We start from the raw sequence: 19,810 nt of genomic DNA, 5'->3' as shown, positions 1-19,810 counted from the left end.
GTAATGGTACCTTACTTCATACAGCTATGGAAGGAGAAGGGGCCTAAAGCTTAAGCTCCCTGATGACTTCATGCCCTTCGCGGCCGATTTCTTCAAATCCAACCGACGAATACAGTCGTGCGGCGCGTTCGTTTGCGGGGCGATGCCCGAGCCGGATTCTGTCAGAGACGTCAAGCTCCCGCAAATGGGCGGTCAATGCCAGCATGCCCGCCCGGCCCAAGCCTTTGCCTTGAAACCCGGCATCGATCATATAAGCCATAATCCAGCAGGTTCCGTCATCGGGATCGAGCGCATGGACGACGAAGCCGACAAGCTGATCTTCCATATACATAGCAAGCGGCGTAAAGCCGCAATAGGCGGATTCGGCCAGCCAATAGACGGCGGGGACCGGGAATACGGATTTTTGTTCCTCTGACGTCTCAAGCTGCGTAACGGCATACCAGTTATTTTGATCAACCGGGGTTAGGGTTATTGTCAGGTGATTCTGCATCATATGCGCCTCCTATCTTCAAACCTATTGTGTTCGGCTTGGCGGCTGACAACAAGGTAATGTTTGAGTTAAGTCGATTATTACGACGTGGAACGATGGGACGGGTGGTGTTTTTGCGGGGGTTTTCTCTTTTGGGGGCAAATCGCTATGCTATAATGACGATAATAGTAATAGGGCGTGTTAGCCTATGCGTTTATCTCCTATCATATTCGGCAAAGCTGATAGAAAAGGATTTATTGTTTCTAATGCCGAATATGCGGAGGGATAAAGAATGAAGCAAATTTTGCTGATTACGGACGGTTGTTCCAATGTGGGGATCAGTCCTGTCGTTGCGGCCGCCCATGCGCGGTCGGAAGGGATTACGGTCAATGTGGTGGGCGTGCTGGACGGCGGGGATGTAGGCGAGCTCGGGGCGGCCGAAATCGAGGAAATCGCCCGGTCGGGCGGCGGCCTTAGCCGAATGGTCCATACGCGGCAGCTTTCCCAGACGGTCCAGATGATGACGCGCAAAACGGTGGTGCAAACCATTCAGCTGGCGGTTCAAAAGGAACTGAAGCAGGTGCTTGGCGACGGCTCTATTGACTCGTTGCCGCCGGAGAAGCGGGGAGAGGTCGTTCGGGTTATTGACGAGCTTGGCGAAACCTCGAGGCTTCAAGTCGCTCTGCTGATCGACGCCAGCGCTAGCATGAAGCCAAAAATGGCGGCCGTGGAAGAGGCGATCCACGATTTGATGCTGAGCCTGCAGGCGAGACAAGGGAACAGCCAAATCTCCGTGTTTCATTTTCCAGGATCGCGTCACGGCGACGAGTGCTTGATGGATTTGGGATGGAGCAGCCATCTGAACGGCGTTCAAAGTATTTTCCCAAAGCTTCAGATGGGCGGCACCACGCCGACGGGACCTGCGATCATGCAGGTGATAGACTATTATCGTTCCGGCGACTTCGGTCGTAATGAGCGATATGAAAGTGATGGGATGATGGGTGACTACGTCGTTTAATTTGGAGCTGCGGCGGGGCAATATCGTGGTTGGCAAATGGAAGCAGGGGCGCTACCGGGTAGAACGCCTTCTGGGCGAAGGCGCCAACGGCAAGGTATATCTGGTCCAGAAGGATCGCGAATGGCTGGCGCTGAAGGTTGGCGCCGATGCCGTGGATTTGCAGTCCGAAATCAACGTGCTCAAAAATATCGCCAAACAAGGCAGCGGCATGGAGCCGTTTCTCTTTGACGTGGACGATTTGTACGGACCGGACGGCCGCAAGTATCCCTTCTATATAATGCGATATGTTCGGGGAGATACGCTTGCCGATTATTTGAAGCAGCAAGGCTCGGAGTGGTTCCCTCTGGTAGGGCTGAACCTGCTTGGGCGCTTGTCCAGATTGCATAGATCAGGCTGGGTGTTCGGAGATTTGAAGGTAGAGAATGTGATGGTGGCGGATTACGGCCATGTCGAGCTGGTGGATTACGGGGGCGTGTCCGAGATTGGCAAAAGCATACGCCAGTTCACGGAAATCTATGATCGCGGATATTGGAACAGCGGTCCGCGCTCGGCTGACCCCGGTTACGATCTGTTTTCCTTCGCCGTGCTCAGCATCCAGCTTCACGAGCCCCGGAGACTTGTGGCGCTGACGAAAGAGCTTTTGCCCCAGAACCGGACGGCCTCGGATTTGCTCGGGATCATCGCAAGCAGTACGGCGCTTCGGCCGATGGAGGGTTGGCTGCGAAAGGCGCTTGAAGGCGGATTTGCGGATGCTGCGGAGGGCGCGGAGGCCTGGCGGGGACTGATGCATCGGCGCGGCAAGCGCAAACCGGGGGCTACGCCGGGCTGGCTGAAAGGCTTGGCGGCAACCACCAGCGTTTTGCTTGCCGTATCTATTTATTGGCTGCTGCGTAATATGTTTTAGTTGATATACATAGGAGACAAGGGCATCGAGGGGGGCAACAAGGATGGAAACGGGCAAGGCTCCCGGCAATGGTCAGAGCAAGGGTGCGGCCGGTGCGCAGGATATCGCAAGCGTCTTTCTCAAGGAATCGGGAAAGCGGGCGCTTTGGCGGGACGGGGATACAATTGTAGTCGCCGTGTCCGGCGGGCCGGACTCCATGGCTTTGCTGCATCTGCTCCATGCCGTATCAAGCGAACGGCGACTCCGTCTAGTCGCGGCCCATGTCAATCACGGGTTCCGGGGCGAAGAGTCGGAGCGGGAGCTGCAGACGGTGGTCCGGTTTGCGGAAAGTATGGAGATCCCGTGCGAAACCGTTACGCTGGATATGCCGGCGTACCTGGAGAAAAACCGGCTGAACCTGCAAGCGGCGGCCCGGGAGAAGCGGTACGCCTTTCTTCATGAAACGGCGGTACGCCATGGCGCTTCCGTTATCGCGCTGGCGCATCATGCCGACGATCAGGCGGAGACGGTGCTGATGCGGCTAATCCGCGGCGCGGGTCTTGGCGGGTTGTCGGGAATGAGCGATAAACGCGCCGAAAAAAACATGGAACTCATTCGCCCGCTGCTGCGTATGAACAAGTCAGACCTTCTGCGATACTGCGAGGATTACGACATTCCATACATGGTGGACAGCAGCAATGCCAAGCGGGACTACTTTCGCAACCAGGTGAGGCTGGACGTTCTGCCGTATCTGGAGCAATATAATCCGCGCCTGTCATCATCGCTTCAGCGTCTTGCCGAAGTGGCGGGAGCGGAGGATGATTACATGGAGCTGCAGACGGAGTCGTTGCTGGAATCAATCGTCTCCCGAAGACATGGGCAATTAGAGGTATCCTGCACCGATCTGACAAGCCTTCATGTCGCTTTACAAAGGAGATTGATTAAACTAATATTAAGGTATCTTTTGCAGGAAAATGATTACTTATCCTTTGAAGGCATAGAGAAAATGCGGTTTGCGGCCATGCCGGAGTCCCCCTCAACCTGGAGGATGGACATCGGGGCCAATCTGGTCTGCGTACGGGAATACGGCAAGATGCGCTGGTTTCGGGAACGGAGCGCGGCGGAGATGCCGGCACCGGGGGCAGGCGGCTATGCTTACAAGGTCGCGCCGGAACTTCAGGCTTTGGAGATTGAACCAAGCGGATGGAGCTTTACCTTCCATTGGTCGGCGGAGCCGGAAGCGGGAGATGCGCAAACGGCGGGTTACCTGGCCTGCTTCGACTGCAGCCAGCTGGAGCTGCCACTCGTCATTCGAAGCCGTTTGCCGGGCGACAGAATTCAAGTTTTAGGATTAAATGGGTCAAAAAAGGTGCAAGATATGTTCGTTGACGAGAAGGTGCCGCCATCTTGCAGAGCGCTGTATCCACTGCTCTGCGACGCCGGAGGCAGGCTGCTCTGGATTCCGGGCATTCGCCGGTCCAGCCATGCGCTGGCAGTGAAGGACGGACGAGAGCTGCTTTACATTACGGCGCGCAACGAATAAGAAGCAAGGGTTATTTCATACACATAGGTGAGGATGTAGGAGGAGCTTTATTTTGCAGAACGATATTAAAGACGTACTTTACAGCGAAGAGCAAATCATCCAAAAGGTTAAAGAGCTTGGCGCGCAATTGAGCGCTGATTTCGAGGGGCGCAATCCGCTCGTTATTTGTGTTCTCAAAGGCGCATTTATTTTTATGTCCGACCTGGTCAAAAATATCACGGTGCCGCTTGAAATCGACTTTATGGCCGTATCCAGCTATGGAGCGTCCACCAAGTCCTCCGGCGTGGTCAAAATCATCAAAGACCTGGATGTGCCGGTAGAAGGGCGCGAAATTCTGATCGTAGAAGACATTATCGACAGCGGCCTTACGCTCAGCTATCTGATCGATGTGCTGGAACACCGGGGCGCCAAGTCGGTGACGGTTGTGGCTCTGTTCGACAAGCCCGCCCGCCGCACGGTTGATTTGCAGCCGGATTACAGAGGTTTTACGCTGCCGGACGAATTCGTTGTGGGCTACGGTCTGGATTACGCGGAGCAATACCGCAACCTGCCCTACATCGGCATTCTGAAGCCGCATGTATATGAAAAGTAACTTCCCTTACCGTAACATGCAAGGGCTCCCGAGGCTCTATTGAGATGGAAAGTCATGCTATGGTAAAATATCTAAAGCGCTCGAGAGGAGGTAGGGGATGAATCGGATCATCCGTAATACTGGTTTTTATTTGATCATCTTTCTGATTACCGTTGGCATATTTCAAGTCATTAGCGGTCAAGGTGACAATACCAAGCCGTTAAGATACGATCAGCTGCGCGCTGAAATCGAAGCTGGCAACGTAGAGTCATTGACAACCAAGTATCATGATCAAACCTACATTGTGACGGGCAAATACAAGAACAAGCCGGCTGACGTGGATAAGGATACCTTTACGGCTCGCGCCCCTGTATCCGCAGAGGTGAAATTTGACGAGTGGTCGAAACAATACGGCTTCACTTACGAAACCAAGCCGATGGACCGCCCGAGCTTCTGGCTGACATTCCTGACTTCGATCGTTCCGTTCCTTCTGCTGCTTGTCCTGTTCTTCTTCCTGATGAACCAGGCGCAAGGCGGCGGCGGCAAGGTAATGAACTTCGGCAAAAGTCGGGCAAGGCTGTACAATGAAGAGAAGAAGCGCGTAACATTCGAGGACGTGGCTGGCGCAGATGAAGAGAAGCAGGAGCTTGTCGAAGTCGTCGACTTCCTCAAGGATCCTCGCAAATTCAATTTGGTCGGCGCCCGCATTCCTAAAGGCGTATTGCTGGTGGGCCCTCCAGGTACCGGTAAAACGTTGCTTGCCCGTGCGGTGGCAGGCGAGGCTGGCGTGCCGTTCTTCAGCATATCCGGTTCCGACTTTGTGGAAATGTTCGTTGGTGTCGGCGCATCTCGCGTACGCGACCTGTTCGAAAACGCCAAGAAAAATTCGCCATGTATCATCTTCATTGATGAAATTGACGCTGTTGGCCGTCAGCGCGGCGCCGGACTTGGCGGAGGACATGACGAGCGCGAGCAGACGCTTAACCAATTGCTCGTAGAGATGGACGGTTTTGGAGCCAATGAAGGCATCATTATCATTGCGGCGACAAACCGCTCGGATATTCTTGACCCCGCGTTGCTCCGTCCGGGACGTTTCGACCGTCAAATTACCGTTGACCGTCCTGATGTAAAAGGCCGCGAGGCTGTGCTGAAGGTGCATGCCCGCAACAAACCTTTGACTGGCGACGTGAAGCTGGACGTTATTGCGAAGCGCACAACAGGCTTCAGCGGCGCCGACCTGGAAAACCTGCTTAACGAAGCAGCGCTTCTGGCGGCCAGACGCAACAAGAAAGAGATTGCAATGAATGATATCGATGACGCGATTGACCGCGTTATCGTGGGAACCGAGAAGAAAAGCCGCGTTATCAGCGAACGCGAAAAAAGAATTGTCGCGTATCACGAAGCGGGACATACCATCGCAGGTTTCTTTCTGGAGCATGCCGATTTGGTGCATAAGGTAACCATCATTCCTCGCGGTCGCGCCGGCGGTTATGTCATCATGCTGCCGAAGGAAGACCGCATGCTTGTGACGAAGCAAGAACTGCTTGATAAAGTAACGGGATTGCTTGCAGGCCGCGTAGCCGAGGAGATTTTTATCGGTGAAATCGGAACGGGCGCTTACAGCGACTTTAAACAAGCAACAAGCATTGTTCGCAGCATGATTATGGAATACGGCATGAGCGACAGGCTTGGACCGATGCAATTCGGCAACTCGCAAGGACAGGTATTCCTGGGCCGCGATTTGGGCCATGAGCCGAACTACTCCGATGCGATTGCGTATGAAATCGACCAAGAAATGCAGACGATTATTAACAGCTGCTACGATAGAGCGAAAAAGCTGTTGACCGAAAAGAGCGAAGAGATGCACCTGATTGCCCAGACGCTTCTGAATGTGGAAACGCTGGAGATGGAGCAAATCAAATCGCTGATTGAAAAAGGCGTGTTGGGCAGCGGAGACAACGAAGGCGGCGAATCCGGCAACGGTTCCGCTGGAGAATCCTCCGGGGAGTCCAAAGCAGAGCCGATTATCGATGAAATCGGAGATGTGAAGGTTCGCATCCAGCCGCGTGAAGACGGAGGCTCGGATACACCAACGACACCTTCCTCTAATGATGGAAACGACGAATCCGGCAAACAATAAGGAAGATTATAGTATCCCGGTATTCCGACAAGAATACCGGGATACTTTTTATGCCATAATGGCATATAATTTAACATAATGAAGCGTTGAAGCGGCAATACATCTCATTTAATTTTTCATTTATATCACGATATTTGGTGATTAAATACAATGTTAATGAAAATGTAACTTAATATAACACAATTTGATTGACGGCTTGGTTTTTGTCATTATAATGAAATAATAGCGGGAAGGTTTACTTATACTACATAAGTGCGAGTCCACAACCTCATAACGCAAGTGTATGAGCAGCATGGCTGTTTCAGCATACAAACCAAGAAGATAAGGGGAGATTATGAAATGAAGAAGACAGCAAGCTTAATGCTGATGCTTGTGCTTTCCATCAGCCTTGTCCTGTCCGCATGCGGAGTAGACAAGAAAAACAACAACGGCGGCAGCCAAGGTGGAACTGAGCCAGAAGTGGTTTCCGACGAAAGCGGCAAAGACTTTAAAATCGGCATGGTTACCGACGTAGGCGGCGTAAACGACAGATCGTTTAACCAAAGCGCATGGGAAGCCCTGCAGAGGCTGACAAAAGAAACTAGCGCTGAAACAAAGTTCCTGGAATCCAAAGGCGAAGCCGACATGGAACCGAACTTGAACAGCTTTGTTCGCGAAGGCTTTAGCTTGACTTGGGGTATCGGCTTCCTGTTCACGGACGCGATCCTGAAAGTTGCTACTGAAAATCCGGATGCCAAACTGGCGGTTATCGACGCTGTTGTTGATGCTCCAAACGTTGCTTCCGTTACATTCGCAGAGCATGAAGGCTCCTTCCTGGTTGGCGTAGTAGCCGGCCTGATGTCCGAAAGCAAAAAAATTGGTTTTGTAGGCGGCATGGAAATTCCGGTTATCAAACGTTTTGAAGCTGGTTTTGTTGCCGGCGTTAAAGCGGCAAACCCTGATGCAACTGTAAAAGTTGTTTACACAGGCACATTCGACAAGCCTGACCAAGGCAAAAGCGCTGCAGCAACCCTGTACAACGATGGCTACGACATCGTGTTCCATGCAGCGGGCGGCACTGGCAACGGCGTATTCAACGAAGCTATCGAGCGCAAAAAGAACGGCGAAAAAGTATGGGTTATCGGCGTTGACAAAGACCAATCCCTGGAGTTTGGCGACGATGTAACTCTGACTTCCATGATGAAGGGCGTAGATGCTGCCGTTCATAAAATCTCGAAAGACCTGATCGACGGCAACTGGGCAGGCGGCACTGTACAAGAGCTGGGCCTGAAGGACGACGCTGTAGGCCTTCCTGAGACTTCGAGCAAAAACGTTCCTGAGGACGTATTGAAGCAAGTTGACGAGTACAAAGCTAAGATCGTTAGCGGCGAAATCGTTGTTCCTGCTGAATAATCAATTTTTTCAAAGCTAAGCTTTTTTGAACAACCGCTTCTATGAGTTTGTGCCGCTGTATGCGGCAATAAGGCAAGACCGGCCATATGACCGGTCTTGTCCTGTTTCACTTTTGGGTATGGGACTAATAAGTCGGTCAAACAGGTCGATTCCGGGAGATGGTAGCGGAATGAATCAGAACGGGACAGTCGTGCAGCTAAAAGGAATTACAAAGCGTTTTCCAGGCCTTGTAGCGAACGATTCTATTGATTTTGAGTTGAAAAAAGGGCAAATTCATGCCTTGCTTGGCGAAAACGGCGCAGGCAAATCTACGCTAATGAATATTTTGTTTGGACTGTATCAGCCTGATGAAGGCGAAATTTGGATTAATGGAAAACAAACCGTTATTAACGGGGCTTCCAAAGCGATCGAGCTTGGCATCGGAATGGTGCATCAGCATTTCAAGCTGGTCCAGCCGTTTACGGTTGCGGAGAACATCGTGTTGGGCGACGAGCCCAAAAAAGGACTAACTATCGATTATAAGCTCGCGAATCGCAAGGTAAAGGAAATTTCCGAGCAATATGGATTGAAAGTAGATCCGCAGGTGCGGATTCAAGATATTACAGTTGGCATGCAGCAGCGCGTAGAGATTCTGAAGACCCTGTACAGGGGCGCGGATATTGTTATTTTCGATGAGCCGACGGCCGTATTGACTGTTCAAGAGATCGAGGAATTGCTGGAGATCATTCGTGGTCTGGCAGCGGAAGGCAAATCCATTATCATCATTACGCATAAGCTCAAAGAGGTTATGGCGCTTGCGGATGCCGTAACCGTTATTCGACGCGGCAAGGTCGTTGCAACGGTTGATCAGATGGCTGACGCAACGGAGGAAAAGCTGGCCGAGCTAATGGTGGGGCGCGATGTCTCCTTTAAGGTTGAGAAGCAAAAGTCCGAGCCTGGCAAGGTTGTGCTTGATGTGCGCGATTTGGTCATGAACGGGGACCAAGGCAAAAAAGCGCTAAACGGCATGACTTTTCAAGTTCGGGCGGGTGAAATTCTGGGCATCGCCGGCGTAGACGGCAACGGGCAAAGCGAACTGATCTACGGCATTACGGGGATGCGCAAGACAAATGGCGGCACAGTTGCGCTGAACGGTAACGATATTACTAACAATACGCCTCGCCAGATTAGCAAAAGCGGCGTTGGCCATATTCCCGAGGATCGTCATAAGCATGGTTTGGTGCTTGATTTTTCGCTCAGCGAAAATATGATTTTGGGCACGTATTTCGATGAGCGTTATGGCCGCCACGGCTTCCTCGATTTTAAAACGATGGACAAAACGGCGCAGGAGCTGGTTACGGAATTTGACGTTCGTTCCTCCGGCATTGCCACTCATGCCAGAGCGCTGTCGGGCGGTAATCAGCAGAAAGCGATCATAGCTCGCGAGCTGCACAAAGACCCGGATTTGCTGATCGCCGTACAGCCTACTCGCGGTTTGGATATCGGGGCTATCGAGTTTGTTCATAAACGTCTGGTGGAAGCGCGCAGCCAAGGCAAAGCGATTTTGCTGATTTCCTTTGAATTGGACGAGCTGTATGCGCTCAGCGACCGGATTGCCGTTATGTTCGAAGGCAAGCTGACAGGTGAAGTGGATGCCAACGAGCGAGACGACGTGCGGCTTGGCCTGCTGATGACCAGCGACGGGAAAGGGGAGGGATAGCGAAGATGGAAATGATCAAAAAGATATTCAATAAATCATCCCTGCTGATCCCCCTCATATCCATCCTGTTGGGGCTTCTGATCGGCGCTCTTGCCATGCTGGCGGGAGGTTATGATCCAATATTGGCCTATAGCTCCTTGTTTAAAAGGGTTTTCGGCAGCTCTTATCATATGGGTGAGACGATCCGGGCCATCACGCCGCTTATTTTTACCGGCCTTGCCGTAGCTTTTGCTTTCCGGACGGGCCTGTTCAATATCGGCGTTGAAGGACAATTCATTATGGGGATGACCGGCGCGACGTTAATCGGCGTGCTGCTGGATCTTCCTTGGTACCTGCATGGCCCGCTTGCGATTCTGACGGGAGCCCTGTTCGGAGGTTTATGGGCCGGTCTTGTCGGTTATCTAAAGGCCAAACGAGGCGTCAACGAGGTTATCTCGTCCATTATGTTGAACTGGACGGCGCTTTATTTGGCCAACTATATCGTCAGCAAGTTTTTGCTGGAGCCAGGTCAACAGAAATCGAAAAACGTGCATGAATCCGCGCTAATGTCTATCGACTGGCTGGTTGAGCTTATGGATAAAGCTCGTATGCACTGGGGCACGTTTGTCGCTCTGGCTTGCGTGCTGGTGTTCTATATTTTGCTGTGGCGCACGAAGCAGGGTTATGAGCTTCGCGCGGTTGGGCACAATCCGGATGCCGCTCTGTATGCCGGTATGAACGTTAACCGGACAATCGTTAAGTCTATGTTTATTAGCGGCGTGTTCGCCGGACTTGGCGGCGTATTCGAAGTGCTGGGCGTGTTCGGCAACCAGACGGTTCTTGCAGCTTCGGTCGGTTACGGCTTCGACGGCATCGCCGTTGCCTTGCTGGGCGGCAATACTCCAATCGGAGTACTGCTGGGAGCGGTTCTGTTCGGCGGCTTAAGCTACGGCTCTAACGGCATGAGCTTTGGCGCTGGCGTTCCTTCCGAAATTGTACGGATTGTTATCGGCTCCGTCATATTCTTTGTTGCCGCGCACGGCATTGTCAAATTTATTCTTAAGCCGCTGAGGCTCAAACGATCCGACAAATCAAAGGAGGCGGCGTAGCATGGAAGTATTGGGTCAATTAATTAATATAACCATGGTTTTTTCTACGGCGCTGATCTTTGCCGCGTTGGGCGGAATGTTCTCCGAGCGGTCCGGTGTCGTTAATATCGGCCTGGAAGGCCTTATGGTGTCGGGCGCATTTGCGGCAGCTGTAGCGACGGATTACGCATCCCAATATGGAATGGGCGGCATGTCGCCGTGGATTGGCATGCTTGCCGGATTGATATACGGCGTCTTAATTTCCCTGCTTCATGCAGTGGCAACCATTACGTTTAAATCGGACCAGACCGTTGTTGGTGTCGTCATCAATATCCTGGCGCTTGGTTCCGCGATTTATTTTACACGCAGCCTTTATGAAGGCTCCGCGCAGACGGGACAGCTTGTGGATGTATTCCACAAGGAAGCGATACCGTTCCTGTCGAAAATTCCGATTATCGGCGAAGGATTCTTCCGAGCGTATCCGCCGACCTATATCGCGATTATTCTGGTTGTGGCCAGCTATTTTGTTTTATTCAAAACGCCGTTTGGGCTGCGGCTTCGCGCGGTTGGCGAACATCCAAGCTCGGCGGACACCGTGGGCATCAGCGTATCCAAATACCGTTACATCGGCGTTATGCTGAGCGGCGCTTTGGCCGGTCTTGGCGGAGCGACCATTGCGCTCACGACAACAAGCAATTTTGCGCATAATACCATTTCGGGTCAAGGTTTTATTGCATTGGCCGCCCTCATTTTTGGCAAATGGAACCCGCTTGGTCTTGCCGGAGCGGCTCTGTTCTTCGGAATGGCGCAGGCGCTTCGCAATTTTGCGCAGCTGTTCGATTTTGCTAGCCAAATACCTACTGAAGTATTCTATATGTTGCCTTATGTGCTTACGCTCATCGTCCTTGCGGGTGCGGTAGGCCGCTCCAGCGCGCCATCCGCGTTGGGACAGCCTTATGATCCGGCGCGCAGATAACAAGCAGGAAGCAATAGGCAGATTAACAAGCGCCAGACCCGTTACAGGTTTGGCGCTTTTTCGTGAGGAAGAGACCATTTCAGCCTATTCACCCTATATCGAAAGGTTGATCGTCATAAGAACGGGAGGTATACTGAAACCCCATGGTTGAACAAATGTGCACGGAAGAACAACTCAATTATATTTTCCATGCGCTTGCCGATTCCACGCGCCGGGAAATGATGAGGCTGATGGCTCAGCGCGAGCGGACGGTAACGGAGCTGGCGGCCCCTTTCCATATGTCGCTGGCGGCAGCGTCTAAGCATGTCAAGGTATTGGAGCATGCGGGCTTGCTGATGCGCTCGGTGCAAGGCCGCACTCATTATTGCCGTTTGACTACCGGCTCGATGTCCATCGTTTCCCATTGGATCAAGGGTTACGAGAGAGCCAAAACGCGAGGAAAGAGGAACACTAACAGGGAGCAGGAAAGGGGTAGATAAGGGATGGAAAATGAACAAGCTTCTTATATTACACTTATGATGGATTGCAGCTTTAAGGCAACGCCCCAAGAGCTGTTTGAGGCGTGGAGCAACCCAAAGCTTATGGGCAAATGGCTCATGACGAGAACCGAATCCAATAAAATCGCCAAAGCAGATTTGACTGTCGGAGGGCAATGGGAAATCGTTGACCATCGGAATGGGATGGATTACAGAGCTGTCGGCCAATATATCGAGATTGACGCGCCAAGCAAGCTGATATTTACTTTTTGCATGCCTCAATTCAGCGACTCCGAAGATACATTAACGGTCAAAATCGAAGGGGAAGACGGCGGTTGCCGGATGGTGTTTACCCAGGAAATACGCGTTCCCCATGATGAAGGCTGGAGCGAGGAAGAAGCGCTGCAAGCTGCACAGGATTATCACGATGCATCCCGGACCGGCTGGCATCTGATGTTTGAGGGCTTAAAGCTGCTTGTAGAGCATGAATAAAAAAAAGAGCGTAATATTGATCACACATGCATTGACAGAGCTATCAGGCAAGTGTAAATTAAATCTTAATCAAATGAAAAACCCCATTTTGGATTAAACTAAAGGCAATTGGCTTAGGGAGTGTCTTAAAACTTCCTCAAGGGCATCTATCGCCGCCTTTTCGCCCCCTGCTGCGTTACTTTTCCTTGACTTACCCCCGGTAAGCCTTACAAAAAGCGCCTTGCATGGAACGAAAATTAGGCAACATCTGGTCCTTGCAGAGTTCTAAGACAATCCCGGTTGCTTTGTGCTTACATTCACAAAGCATACTTGCCGGATAACGGAATGAGCCGCCGCAGATCATGCACGTTGCTCGGGATGCGGCCCATCCCTTATAAGAGGAGTGAATTTATCGTGGAAGCACTGGCACTGGAACGCAAGGCGGAGCAGACCCGCGAGCTGCGTGAACGGCTGATGCAGTTGAAGAAGGAACGCAATGCCATCATTCTTGCCCATTATTATCAGCGTGACGAAATTCAGGAGGTTGCCGATTTCCGGGGCGATTCCTTTCTGCTGGCCCAGAAGGCAGCAGCGACGGATGCCGATGTGATCGTGTTTTGCGGAGTTCATTTTATGGGCGAAAGCGCGAAAATTCTTGCTCCTAACAAAACGGTCATTATTCCCGACGAAAGAGCGGGATGTCCGATGGCGGATATGGTCAATGTGGATGGCCTGCGCAAGCTGAAGGCACAGCATCCCAATGCAACGGTGGTGACGTACATTAACTCCTCCGCCGAAATTAAAGCGGAGACGGATATTTGCTGCACGTCGGCAAATGCCGTCAAGGTTGTCAATTCGGTTGAAGGCGACGAAGTCATCTGGGTACCGGACAAAAATCTGGGCCATTACGTTCAGCAGAATACGGACAAAAAAATGATCATCTGGGAAGGCTACTGCAATACCCATGACATGTTGACGGTCAAGGATGTTGAGGAAATGAAGGCCAAGTATCCAGGGGCCGAGTTTGTGGTGCATCCTGAATGCCGTCCCGAGGTTGTCGAGCTGGGCGATTTTGTCGGCAGCACAACGGCTATCATCAAATATTGCAAAGAATCCGATTGCAAGGAATTTATCGTTGGCACGGAGGATGGAACGGGTTATCAGCTCAGACTCGACAGCCCCGACAAAACCTTCCATTTTGCGTCGAAATATTTGGTTTGTCCGAATATGAAGGTGAATAACCTGAAAAAGCTCGTGAAGGCGCTTGAAACGATGCAGCCTCAGATCTATGTGCCGCCGCAGGTAGCAGACCAAGCACGCTTGTCGCTTGAGCGGATGCTGCAAGTGAAGTAGCATGCTGATTGCCTATAGGTACGCTCAGTATTGATAAGGCGGTAAATATACTGGTGAAGACTGCAGGGTGAAGCAAGCGGCTTGATGGAGTCTGTGCAATAGGCAAGCAATAGCTGACTTTAGAGGGCATGGCAACCATCCGGCGTTACGGAGGCGGCCATGCCCTGAACGTTTCTATATAGGAGATAGAATAATGCGTAGAAAATGGTTGAAAGCAATCAGATGGACATTGTTGCTGGCAGCGGCGGCACTGCTTCTTTTTGTGTTTTTTCCAACCTGGACGCCCTCTATCGCTGGTGAAAACAGCATTAGCCGTTTTGAAAAGGTGAACATTAACGGGGCCAGCCACCAAATCATGATCCGTGGAAATGACCGCAACAATCCCATTCTGCTTTTTGTGCATGGGGGACCGGGAACCTCGGAAATGCCGTATGTCAGAAAGTATCAGAAGGATTAATGACATCAGAGATTATTACATAGGGTTTCTGACAAGCACCGAATACAACGGGCTCGACTTGATCCGTTTTATCCTTGGCGTTGAAGAAACGCAAGAGAAGCTGCTTTGGGAGGAGAAAGAGCATCCGATCCCTTCTCTTGTAAACCAATTGAAAATCCCCGTTTATTTTGTAATGGGCAAGTACGATTATATGACATCGACGGAAGCGGCAAAGCATTATTTTGATGAGCTGGAAGCTTCGGAAAAGCAATTCGTACGATTTGAGGATTCCGCACATTATCCGCAGTTTGAGGAAAAGGAGCTTTTCCTGAACTGGCTTAACGAAACCGTTCATGATCTGGCAGGCAAATGAATAGTTGATGGCGGAAGAGCGTTCAGTTGGCGCATTGGACGGGCTTTTTCTTGTAAAATGGAATTGTACAGTTGCGGGATGCTGGGGTATGATTGACATAGAAAATGAAGGATTAAAGCAGAAAGTAGCGCTTGACTTTGATTGAGGTCAAACACTGCGAGACAAGACTGTTGGACAAGGGGCTTCCGATTGTTGAATTCGGCTTGTAAACGATACGCGGTGTTTTGTGGAACGCCGGGGCCTGAAGCTAGCCCCACGTTAAGGCTATCCTACACGCACGGCCGTCCTGCAAGTATGGACATCCTGAACGCAACGGACATCCATGCACTTTACGAACATCCTGAACGCAACGGACATCCATGACCATTAAAGCCTTGTTTTGATGCAATGTCCAATTTTAAAGGCCATGCATGACCGTTAAAGCTTACATTCATCTCCAAAACGCGGATTTTGAGCGTTTAATGGACATGGATGACCGTTACCCAAAGTTAAAGTATCCAATTGGGTCTCTAACGGTCATCGGTGACCGCCAGGCGGGCAAAAGGTAACTGTCGATGTCCGTTTTGAACAAAGGTTTTCACCTTCCGTGTTTAACACTCTTGCTCAGTGTAATCAGGCGCTGATGATAAGGTTGAGCCCCAATTAACATCGAACATAATCGTTTTGAAGGCCTCGGGAGAGGTTTTTTGCAATAGGATTTAGGGCGTGTTTGCAAACACGCCCTAACCTGTTATATGTTTTTTATGTTTCATTAGGAGGAGACCTCATGATACCAAGGTATTTAATTGATGCCGACCTGGACAAGCTTCCGGTCATTGATAAAGATGTGCTAGTCATCGGGGCCGGCATTGCCGGTCTTTTTACGGCTATAAGAGGGAGTCGCTTTCAATCCGTTCTGATGATTACGAAAAAAACAATGATGGACAGCAACACCCGTTACGCACAGGGAGGCATTGCGGCGGTTATTTCCTCGGACGATTCTCCCGCTTATCATCGCCAGGATACGCTGATCGCGGGGGCGGGATTATGCTCTAGCGATGCGGTGGATGTATTGGTGCACGAAGGAACCAAAGGCGTCAGGAGCCTCATCAAAATGGGAACCCAGTTCGATCTGGAAAACGGCGAGCTTGCCTTGACCCAGGAGGGCGCGCACAGCCAACGCCGCATTCTTCACGCCAACGGAGATGCTACGGGGTACGAGATCGTTCGCGCGCTGCTGGAAAATGCGCAGAGCAATCCCGCCATCGAGATGTGGGACGATCATTTTGTCATCGACCTGGTGACCCAGGATGACGTCTGCTGCGGAGCCATCGTGCAGAAAGCAAGCGGAGAACGTCTCTATGTCAGAGCCAAAGCGACGATTCTTTGCTCCGGCGGGGCAGGGCAGTTGTACCGCTATACGACCAATCCCGATGTGGCGACAGGAGACGGCATTGCGATGGCGTATAGAGCCGGCGCGTACATTCAGGATGTTGAGTTCATTCAATTCCATCCTACGGCGCTGTGTTACCCCGGCGCGCCGCGTTTCCTCATCTCCGAAGCGGTAAGGGGCGAAGGAGCGGTGCTGAGGAATATTAAAGGCGAACGTTTCATGGAACGCTACCATGAGCAGCTGGAGCTTGCGCCGCGTGACGTCGTAGCCAGGGCGATCGTCAGCGAGATGGAGGCGACGCGGTCCACTTTTGTCTACATCGATATTACCCATGAGCCTGCGGACAAAGTGAAGCACAGGTTCCCGACAATTTACGAAACCTGTCTTCAGTACGGCCTTGATCTGACAAGCGACTGGATACCCGTAGCTCCGGCGATGCATTATATGATGGGCGGAGTCAAGACGGATTTGAACGGCGAAACCAATATAAAGCGGCTGTTTGCATGCGGCGAGGTTTCCTCCACGGGCGTGCATGGGGCAAACCGGCTGGCCAGCAACTCGCTGTCGGAGGCGATTGTGTTTGGCAGGCGCATCGTGAAACGGATCGAGGCGCTGCCTGATCTGGATGTACATCCCGTTATCGAAATCGATCAGCCCAGAAGCGAGCCTTCTATTCAAGCTGTCGTCGAGCGCCGCCTGAAGCTGCAAAAAATTATGGTGCGCTGGGTCGGCTTGAAGCGCCATGAGAACGGCTTGCGCAAAGGGCTGGAGGAACTGAAGCGTCAGGTGCCGATCTTCCAGACGCAATTGAGCGAACGCGAGGAATATGAATTCGCCAACCTGCTCACCTGCGCGTTGCTGACAACGGAAGCGGCGCTCAGCCGCGAGGAAAGCCGGGGAGCGCATTACCGCGAGGATTTCCCCGCCAAGGATGATCTGGTTTGGAGAAAACATACGGTGCTGCACCGCATACAAGGCATAACCGAGGAGAGAATTAATGATGTATGAGTGGAATCCACATCGTTACGATGAAAGTCTGAGAGGGCTAATCAAAAGCTGGCTGGACGAGGATGTCGGCAGCGGAGACATTTCGACGGAATCAACGATTCCCTCCCATTCCCAGGCCAAAGCCATCATTCATGTAAAAGGGGACGGCATTATCGCCGGTTTGCCCATCGCGGAGCTGGTCTTTGAGATCGTGGACAGCGATCTCGTTTTCCGTTCGCTGGTGAAAGACGGCGACCGGGTAACGAAAGGCACGGTTATTGCGGAGGTGGAAGGCCGTACGCACAGCCTGTTGACTGGCGAGCGCCTGGCGCTTAATCTGATGCAGCGCCTATCCGGCATTGCGACAACAACGTCCGCTTATGTGCAGAAGCTGGAAGGGCTTCCCGTGCGTCTGGCGGATACCCGCAAAACGACGCCCGGCCATCGCATGCTGGAGAAATATGCGGTGCGCGTAGGCGGCGGCTCCAATCACCGCTTCGGCTTGTATGACGCCGTTATGATTAAGGATAACCATATCAAAGGGGCCGGCGGAATTACGGCTGCCGTCGAAGCATCGCGCCGTTTTATTCCGCATACGATGAAAATCGAGGTGGAGACAGAAAGTCTGGCACAGGTAGAGGAAGCGCTGGCTTGCGGCGCGGATATCATTATGCTGGACAATATGGACCACGAAGCCATGAAGGAAGCGGTCGCCTTGATTAAAGGCCGCTCGCCGCATGTCATCGTTGAAGCTTCGGGCGGCGTTAATCTGAATAGTATTCATGGCATTGCATCCTGCGGGGTAGATGTCATTTCCGTTGGCGCTCTTACGTATTCGTTTCAGAATCTGGACATCAGTCTCGACCTTAACGAGAAGAAGGGCGGGCAGGAGTCATGATTCTGGTTATCGATGTCGGCAATACCAATATTGTGCTTGGCGTATACAAGGATAAGGAGCTGCTTCATCATTGGCGGCTCAGCACGAACAGGTCTGCAACCGCGGACGAATATGGCATCAGCATGCATCAGCTGTTTCAATATGCCGGCATTGCCATGACGGAGATCAGCGGCGTCATTATTTCCTCTGTCGTTCCCCCGCTCATGCGGACGCTGGAGCAACTTTGCGTGAAGTACGTGCGCAAGGTACCTCTCATTGTAGGGCCTGGTGTCAAAACCGGCCTGAACATCCGTTACGAAAATCCCCGCGAGGTCGGTGCAGACCGAATCGTCAACTCCGTGGCCGCCATTGAAAAATATGGCGCTCCGCTCATTGTTGTTGATTTTGGCACAGCAACCACCTTCGATTATATTGATGAACACGCTAACTATTTAGGCGGCGCTATTGTGCCGGGCATCGGCATTTCTACGGAAGCCTTGTATCAACGCGCAGCCAAGCTGCCACGGATCGAGCTGGTAAAGCCCAAAAGCGTGATTGGCCGCAATCCGGTCACTTCGATGCAAGCGGGCATTATTTTTGGCTATGCCGGTCAGGTAGACGGCATTGTTAACCGAATCAGGGCGGAGTTCGGCGTTTCGCCCCGCGTTATTGCAACGGGAGGATTGGCCGAGCTGATCTCGGCCGAATCGGAAACGGTGGACGAGGTGGACCCTTTGCTGACGCTGGAGGGACTGCGGTTGATTTATGAAAGAAATCAGGAGGGCCAATAGATGGAGGATTTGAAGGATATACTGATTCGGGGCACGGCCTGGGGAGGCAAAATCAGGGTGTTTGCCGCTCGTACGACAGGGCTGGTCGAAGAAATGAGACGGCGTCATGATACGTTTCCGACCGCTACGGCCGCGCTTGGACGCACGGCTTCGGTCGGCGCCATGATGGGAGCCATGCTGAAGGGCCACGAAAAGCTGACGATTCAGGTCAAAGGCGATGGCCCGATTGGCCAGATTGTGGTGGATGCCAACGCATTGGGCGAAGTGCGGGGCTACGTGGACAATCCGCAAGCCCATCACGGCAGCAATGCCCAGGGCAAGCTGGATGTGGCGGGTGCCGTCGGAACAAGCGGCTACGTGCATGTAACCAAGGATTTGGGTCTCAAAGAGCCTTATCGGGGAAGCATTCCGATTATTTCGGGAGAGCTGGGCGAAGATTTTACGTATTATTTTGCGGTATCGGAGCAGACGCCTTCGGCGGTAGGCGTAGGCGTGCTGGTGGAGAACGACAATTCCGTTCTTCATGCAGGCGGATTTATCGTTCAGCTCATGCCGGGATTAAGCGATGCGGAAATTACGCGCCTGGAGCAGGCGGTGGGATCGATGCCGCCCGTAACCACCTTGATGGCGCAGGGAAAAACGCCCGAAGATATTCTGAAATGGATCGTAGGCGAGGAAGATCTGGTTATTCATGACACGATGGAGCTGTCATTCAAATGCCAATGCGGACGGGAACGGGTGGAGCAGACATTGATCAGTCTGGGGACGGATGAGCTTCAGGCGATGATCGACGAAGACGGCAGCGCGGAAATCGTATGTCATTTCTGCAACGAGGCTTTTGTCTTCAACCGCCCTGAGCTGGAGGTTCTGCTCACGCAGATCAATCAGCCGCCCGTCAGCTAGAGTAAGGGCATCC

At 52.1% G+C, this 19,810-nt stretch carries 17 protein-coding genes and 1 pseudogene; 17 read left to right on the top strand and 1 reads right to left on the bottom strand.

The genetic code is table 11. From position 1 onward, the window contains the following. Positions 1-43 precede the first annotated feature (43 nt). Positions 44-493: a GNAT family N-acetyltransferase gene (locus ACX93W_RS18770; protein ID WP_459393913.1), complete on the bottom strand. Its 450-nt coding sequence runs from the start codon at positions 491-493 to the stop codon at positions 44-46. Positions 494-761: 268 nt separating this feature from the next. Here ACX93W_RS18770 and ACX93W_RS18765 point away from each other — a divergent pair, with 268 nt between their 5' ends. From ACX93W_RS18765 to hslO, 17 genes and pseudogenes are all read left to right on the top strand, one after another. Further along, entirely contained in the window at positions 762-1,487 is a 726-nt protein-coding gene (locus ACX93W_RS18765; RefSeq protein WP_459393912.1) for a vWA domain-containing protein, read from the top strand. Beyond that, the gene (locus tag ACX93W_RS18760) at positions 1,471-2,391 is read left to right on the top strand and encodes a protein kinase domain-containing protein (RefSeq protein WP_459393911.1); all 921 of its coding nucleotides are present in this window, start codon (positions 1,471-1,473) and stop codon (positions 2,389-2,391) included. Before ACX93W_RS18765 ends, ACX93W_RS18760 begins: the two co-directional genes overlap by 17 nt. Before the next feature lie 43 nt (positions 2,392-2,434). Beyond that, complete coding sequence (gene tilS, locus ACX93W_RS18755) at positions 2,435-3,913, top strand: tRNA lysidine(34) synthetase TilS (RefSeq protein WP_459393910.1); 1,479 nt, start codon at positions 2,435-2,437, stop codon at positions 3,911-3,913. 52 nt (positions 3,914-3,965) lie between these two features. Continuing rightward, entirely contained in the window at positions 3,966-4,505 is a 540-nt protein-coding gene (gene hpt, locus ACX93W_RS18750; RefSeq protein ID WP_459393909.1) for a hypoxanthine phosphoribosyltransferase, read from the top strand. A 97-nt stretch (positions 4,506-4,602) separates the two neighbouring features. Next, positions 4,603-6,624 (top strand): ATP-dependent zinc metalloprotease FtsH, encoded by a 2,022-nt coding sequence (gene ftsH, locus ACX93W_RS18745; RefSeq protein ID WP_459393908.1) that lies wholly within the window; start codon positions 4,603-4,605, stop codon positions 6,622-6,624. Positions 6,625-6,963: 339 nt separating this feature from the next. Then, positions 6,964-8,016 carry a BMP family lipoprotein gene (locus ACX93W_RS18740; RefSeq protein ID WP_459393907.1) on the top strand — a complete coding sequence of 351 codons (1,053 nt, stop codon included), beginning with the start codon at positions 6,964-6,966 and terminating at the stop codon, positions 8,014-8,016. Positions 8,017-8,185: 169 nt separating this feature from the next. Beyond that, positions 8,186-9,715: an ABC transporter ATP-binding protein gene (locus ACX93W_RS18735; RefSeq protein WP_459393906.1), complete on the top strand. Its 1,530-nt coding sequence runs from the start codon at positions 8,186-8,188 to the stop codon at positions 9,713-9,715. Between the two features lie 5 nt (positions 9,716-9,720). Further along, positions 9,721-10,803: an ABC transporter permease gene (locus ACX93W_RS18730; protein ID WP_459393905.1), complete on the top strand. Its 1,083-nt coding sequence runs from the start codon at positions 9,721-9,723 to the stop codon at positions 10,801-10,803. A gap of 1 nt (position 10,804) precedes the next feature. Next, entirely contained in the window at positions 10,805-11,758 is a 954-nt protein-coding gene (locus ACX93W_RS18725) for an ABC transporter permease (protein ID WP_459393904.1), read from the top strand. Between the two features lie 143 nt (positions 11,759-11,901). Then, on the top strand, positions 11,902-12,237 hold the full coding sequence (locus tag ACX93W_RS18720; protein ID WP_459393903.1) for an ArsR/SmtB family transcription factor: 336 nt from the start codon (positions 11,902-11,904) through the stop codon (positions 12,235-12,237). Between the two features lie 3 nt (positions 12,238-12,240). Continuing rightward, on the top strand, positions 12,241-12,726 hold the full coding sequence (locus ACX93W_RS18715) for an SRPBCC family protein (protein ID WP_459393902.1): 486 nt from the start codon (positions 12,241-12,243) through the stop codon (positions 12,724-12,726). 393 nt (positions 12,727-13,119) lie between these two features. Then, the gene (gene nadA, locus ACX93W_RS18710; RefSeq protein ID WP_459393901.1) at positions 13,120-14,058 is read left to right on the top strand and encodes a quinolinate synthase NadA; all 939 of its coding nucleotides are present in this window, start codon (positions 13,120-13,122) and stop codon (positions 14,056-14,058) included. 193 nt (positions 14,059-14,251) lie between these two features. Further along, positions 14,252-14,867, top strand: a pseudogene (locus tag ACX93W_RS18705) (hypothetical protein). A 766-nt stretch (positions 14,868-15,633) separates the two neighbouring features. Beyond that, entirely contained in the window at positions 15,634-17,247 is a 1,614-nt protein-coding gene (gene nadB / locus ACX93W_RS18700) for an L-aspartate oxidase (RefSeq protein ID WP_459393900.1), read from the top strand. Beyond that, positions 17,240-18,124, top strand: coding sequence for a carboxylating nicotinate-nucleotide diphosphorylase (gene nadC / locus ACX93W_RS18695; RefSeq protein WP_459393981.1), 885 nt, complete (start codon positions 17,240-17,242; stop codon positions 18,122-18,124). Before nadB ends, nadC begins: the two co-directional genes overlap by 8 nt. Continuing rightward, positions 18,121-18,894, top strand: coding sequence for a type III pantothenate kinase (locus ACX93W_RS18690; RefSeq protein ID WP_459393899.1), 774 nt, complete (start codon positions 18,121-18,123; stop codon positions 18,892-18,894). The genes nadC and ACX93W_RS18690 overlap by 4 nt, the downstream gene beginning before the upstream one ends. After that, a complete protein-coding gene (gene hslO, locus ACX93W_RS18685; protein WP_459393898.1) occupies positions 18,895-19,797 on the top strand; it encodes an Hsp33 family molecular chaperone HslO in 903 nt (300 codons plus the stop codon). It abuts the gene before it with no gap. Positions 19,798-19,810: the final 13 nt, after the last annotated feature.

This window comes from Paenibacillus sp. CAU 1782, from assembly GCF_054551715.1.
Note: the sequence above shows the minus strand (reverse complement) of the source record. Positions and strands in the feature narration are given on the sequence as shown.

What these genes read in the sequence shown, in the direction of transcription:
- ACX93W_RS18770 (WP_459393913.1), bottom strand. Translation starts at nt 493, where the DNA reads ATGATGCAGAATCACCTGACAATAACCCTAACCCCGGTTGATCAAAAT.
- ACX93W_RS18765 (WP_459393912.1), top strand. Translation starts at nt 762, where the DNA reads ATGAAGCAAATTTTGCTGATTACGGACGGTTGTTCCAATGTGGGGATC.
- tilS (WP_459393910.1), top strand. Translation starts at nt 2,435, where the DNA reads ATGGAAACGGGCAAGGCTCCCGGCAATGGTCAGAGCAAGGGTGCGGCC.
- ftsH (WP_459393908.1), top strand. Translation starts at nt 4,603, where the DNA reads ATGAATCGGATCATCCGTAATACTGGTTTTTATTTGATCATCTTTCTG.
- ACX93W_RS18740 (WP_459393907.1), top strand. Translation starts at nt 6,964, where the DNA reads ATGAAGAAGACAGCAAGCTTAATGCTGATGCTTGTGCTTTCCATCAGC.
- ACX93W_RS18735 (WP_459393906.1), top strand. Translation starts at nt 8,186, where the DNA reads ATGAATCAGAACGGGACAGTCGTGCAGCTAAAAGGAATTACAAAGCGT.
- ACX93W_RS18730 (WP_459393905.1), top strand. Translation starts at nt 9,721, where the DNA reads ATGGAAATGATCAAAAAGATATTCAATAAATCATCCCTGCTGATCCCC.
- ACX93W_RS18725 (WP_459393904.1), top strand. Translation starts at nt 10,805, where the DNA reads ATGGAAGTATTGGGTCAATTAATTAATATAACCATGGTTTTTTCTACG.
- ACX93W_RS18720 (WP_459393903.1), top strand. Translation starts at nt 11,902, where the DNA reads ATGGTTGAACAAATGTGCACGGAAGAACAACTCAATTATATTTTCCAT.
- ACX93W_RS18715 (WP_459393902.1), top strand. Translation starts at nt 12,241, where the DNA reads ATGGAAAATGAACAAGCTTCTTATATTACACTTATGATGGATTGCAGC.
- nadB (WP_459393900.1), top strand. Translation starts at nt 15,634, where the DNA reads ATGATACCAAGGTATTTAATTGATGCCGACCTGGACAAGCTTCCGGTC.
- nadC (WP_459393981.1), top strand. Translation starts at nt 17,240, where the DNA reads ATGTATGAGTGGAATCCACATCGTTACGATGAAAGTCTGAGAGGGCTA.
- ACX93W_RS18690 (WP_459393899.1), top strand. Translation starts at nt 18,121, where the DNA reads ATGATTCTGGTTATCGATGTCGGCAATACCAATATTGTGCTTGGCGTA.
- hslO (WP_459393898.1), top strand. Translation starts at nt 18,895, where the DNA reads ATGGAGGATTTGAAGGATATACTGATTCGGGGCACGGCCTGGGGAGGC.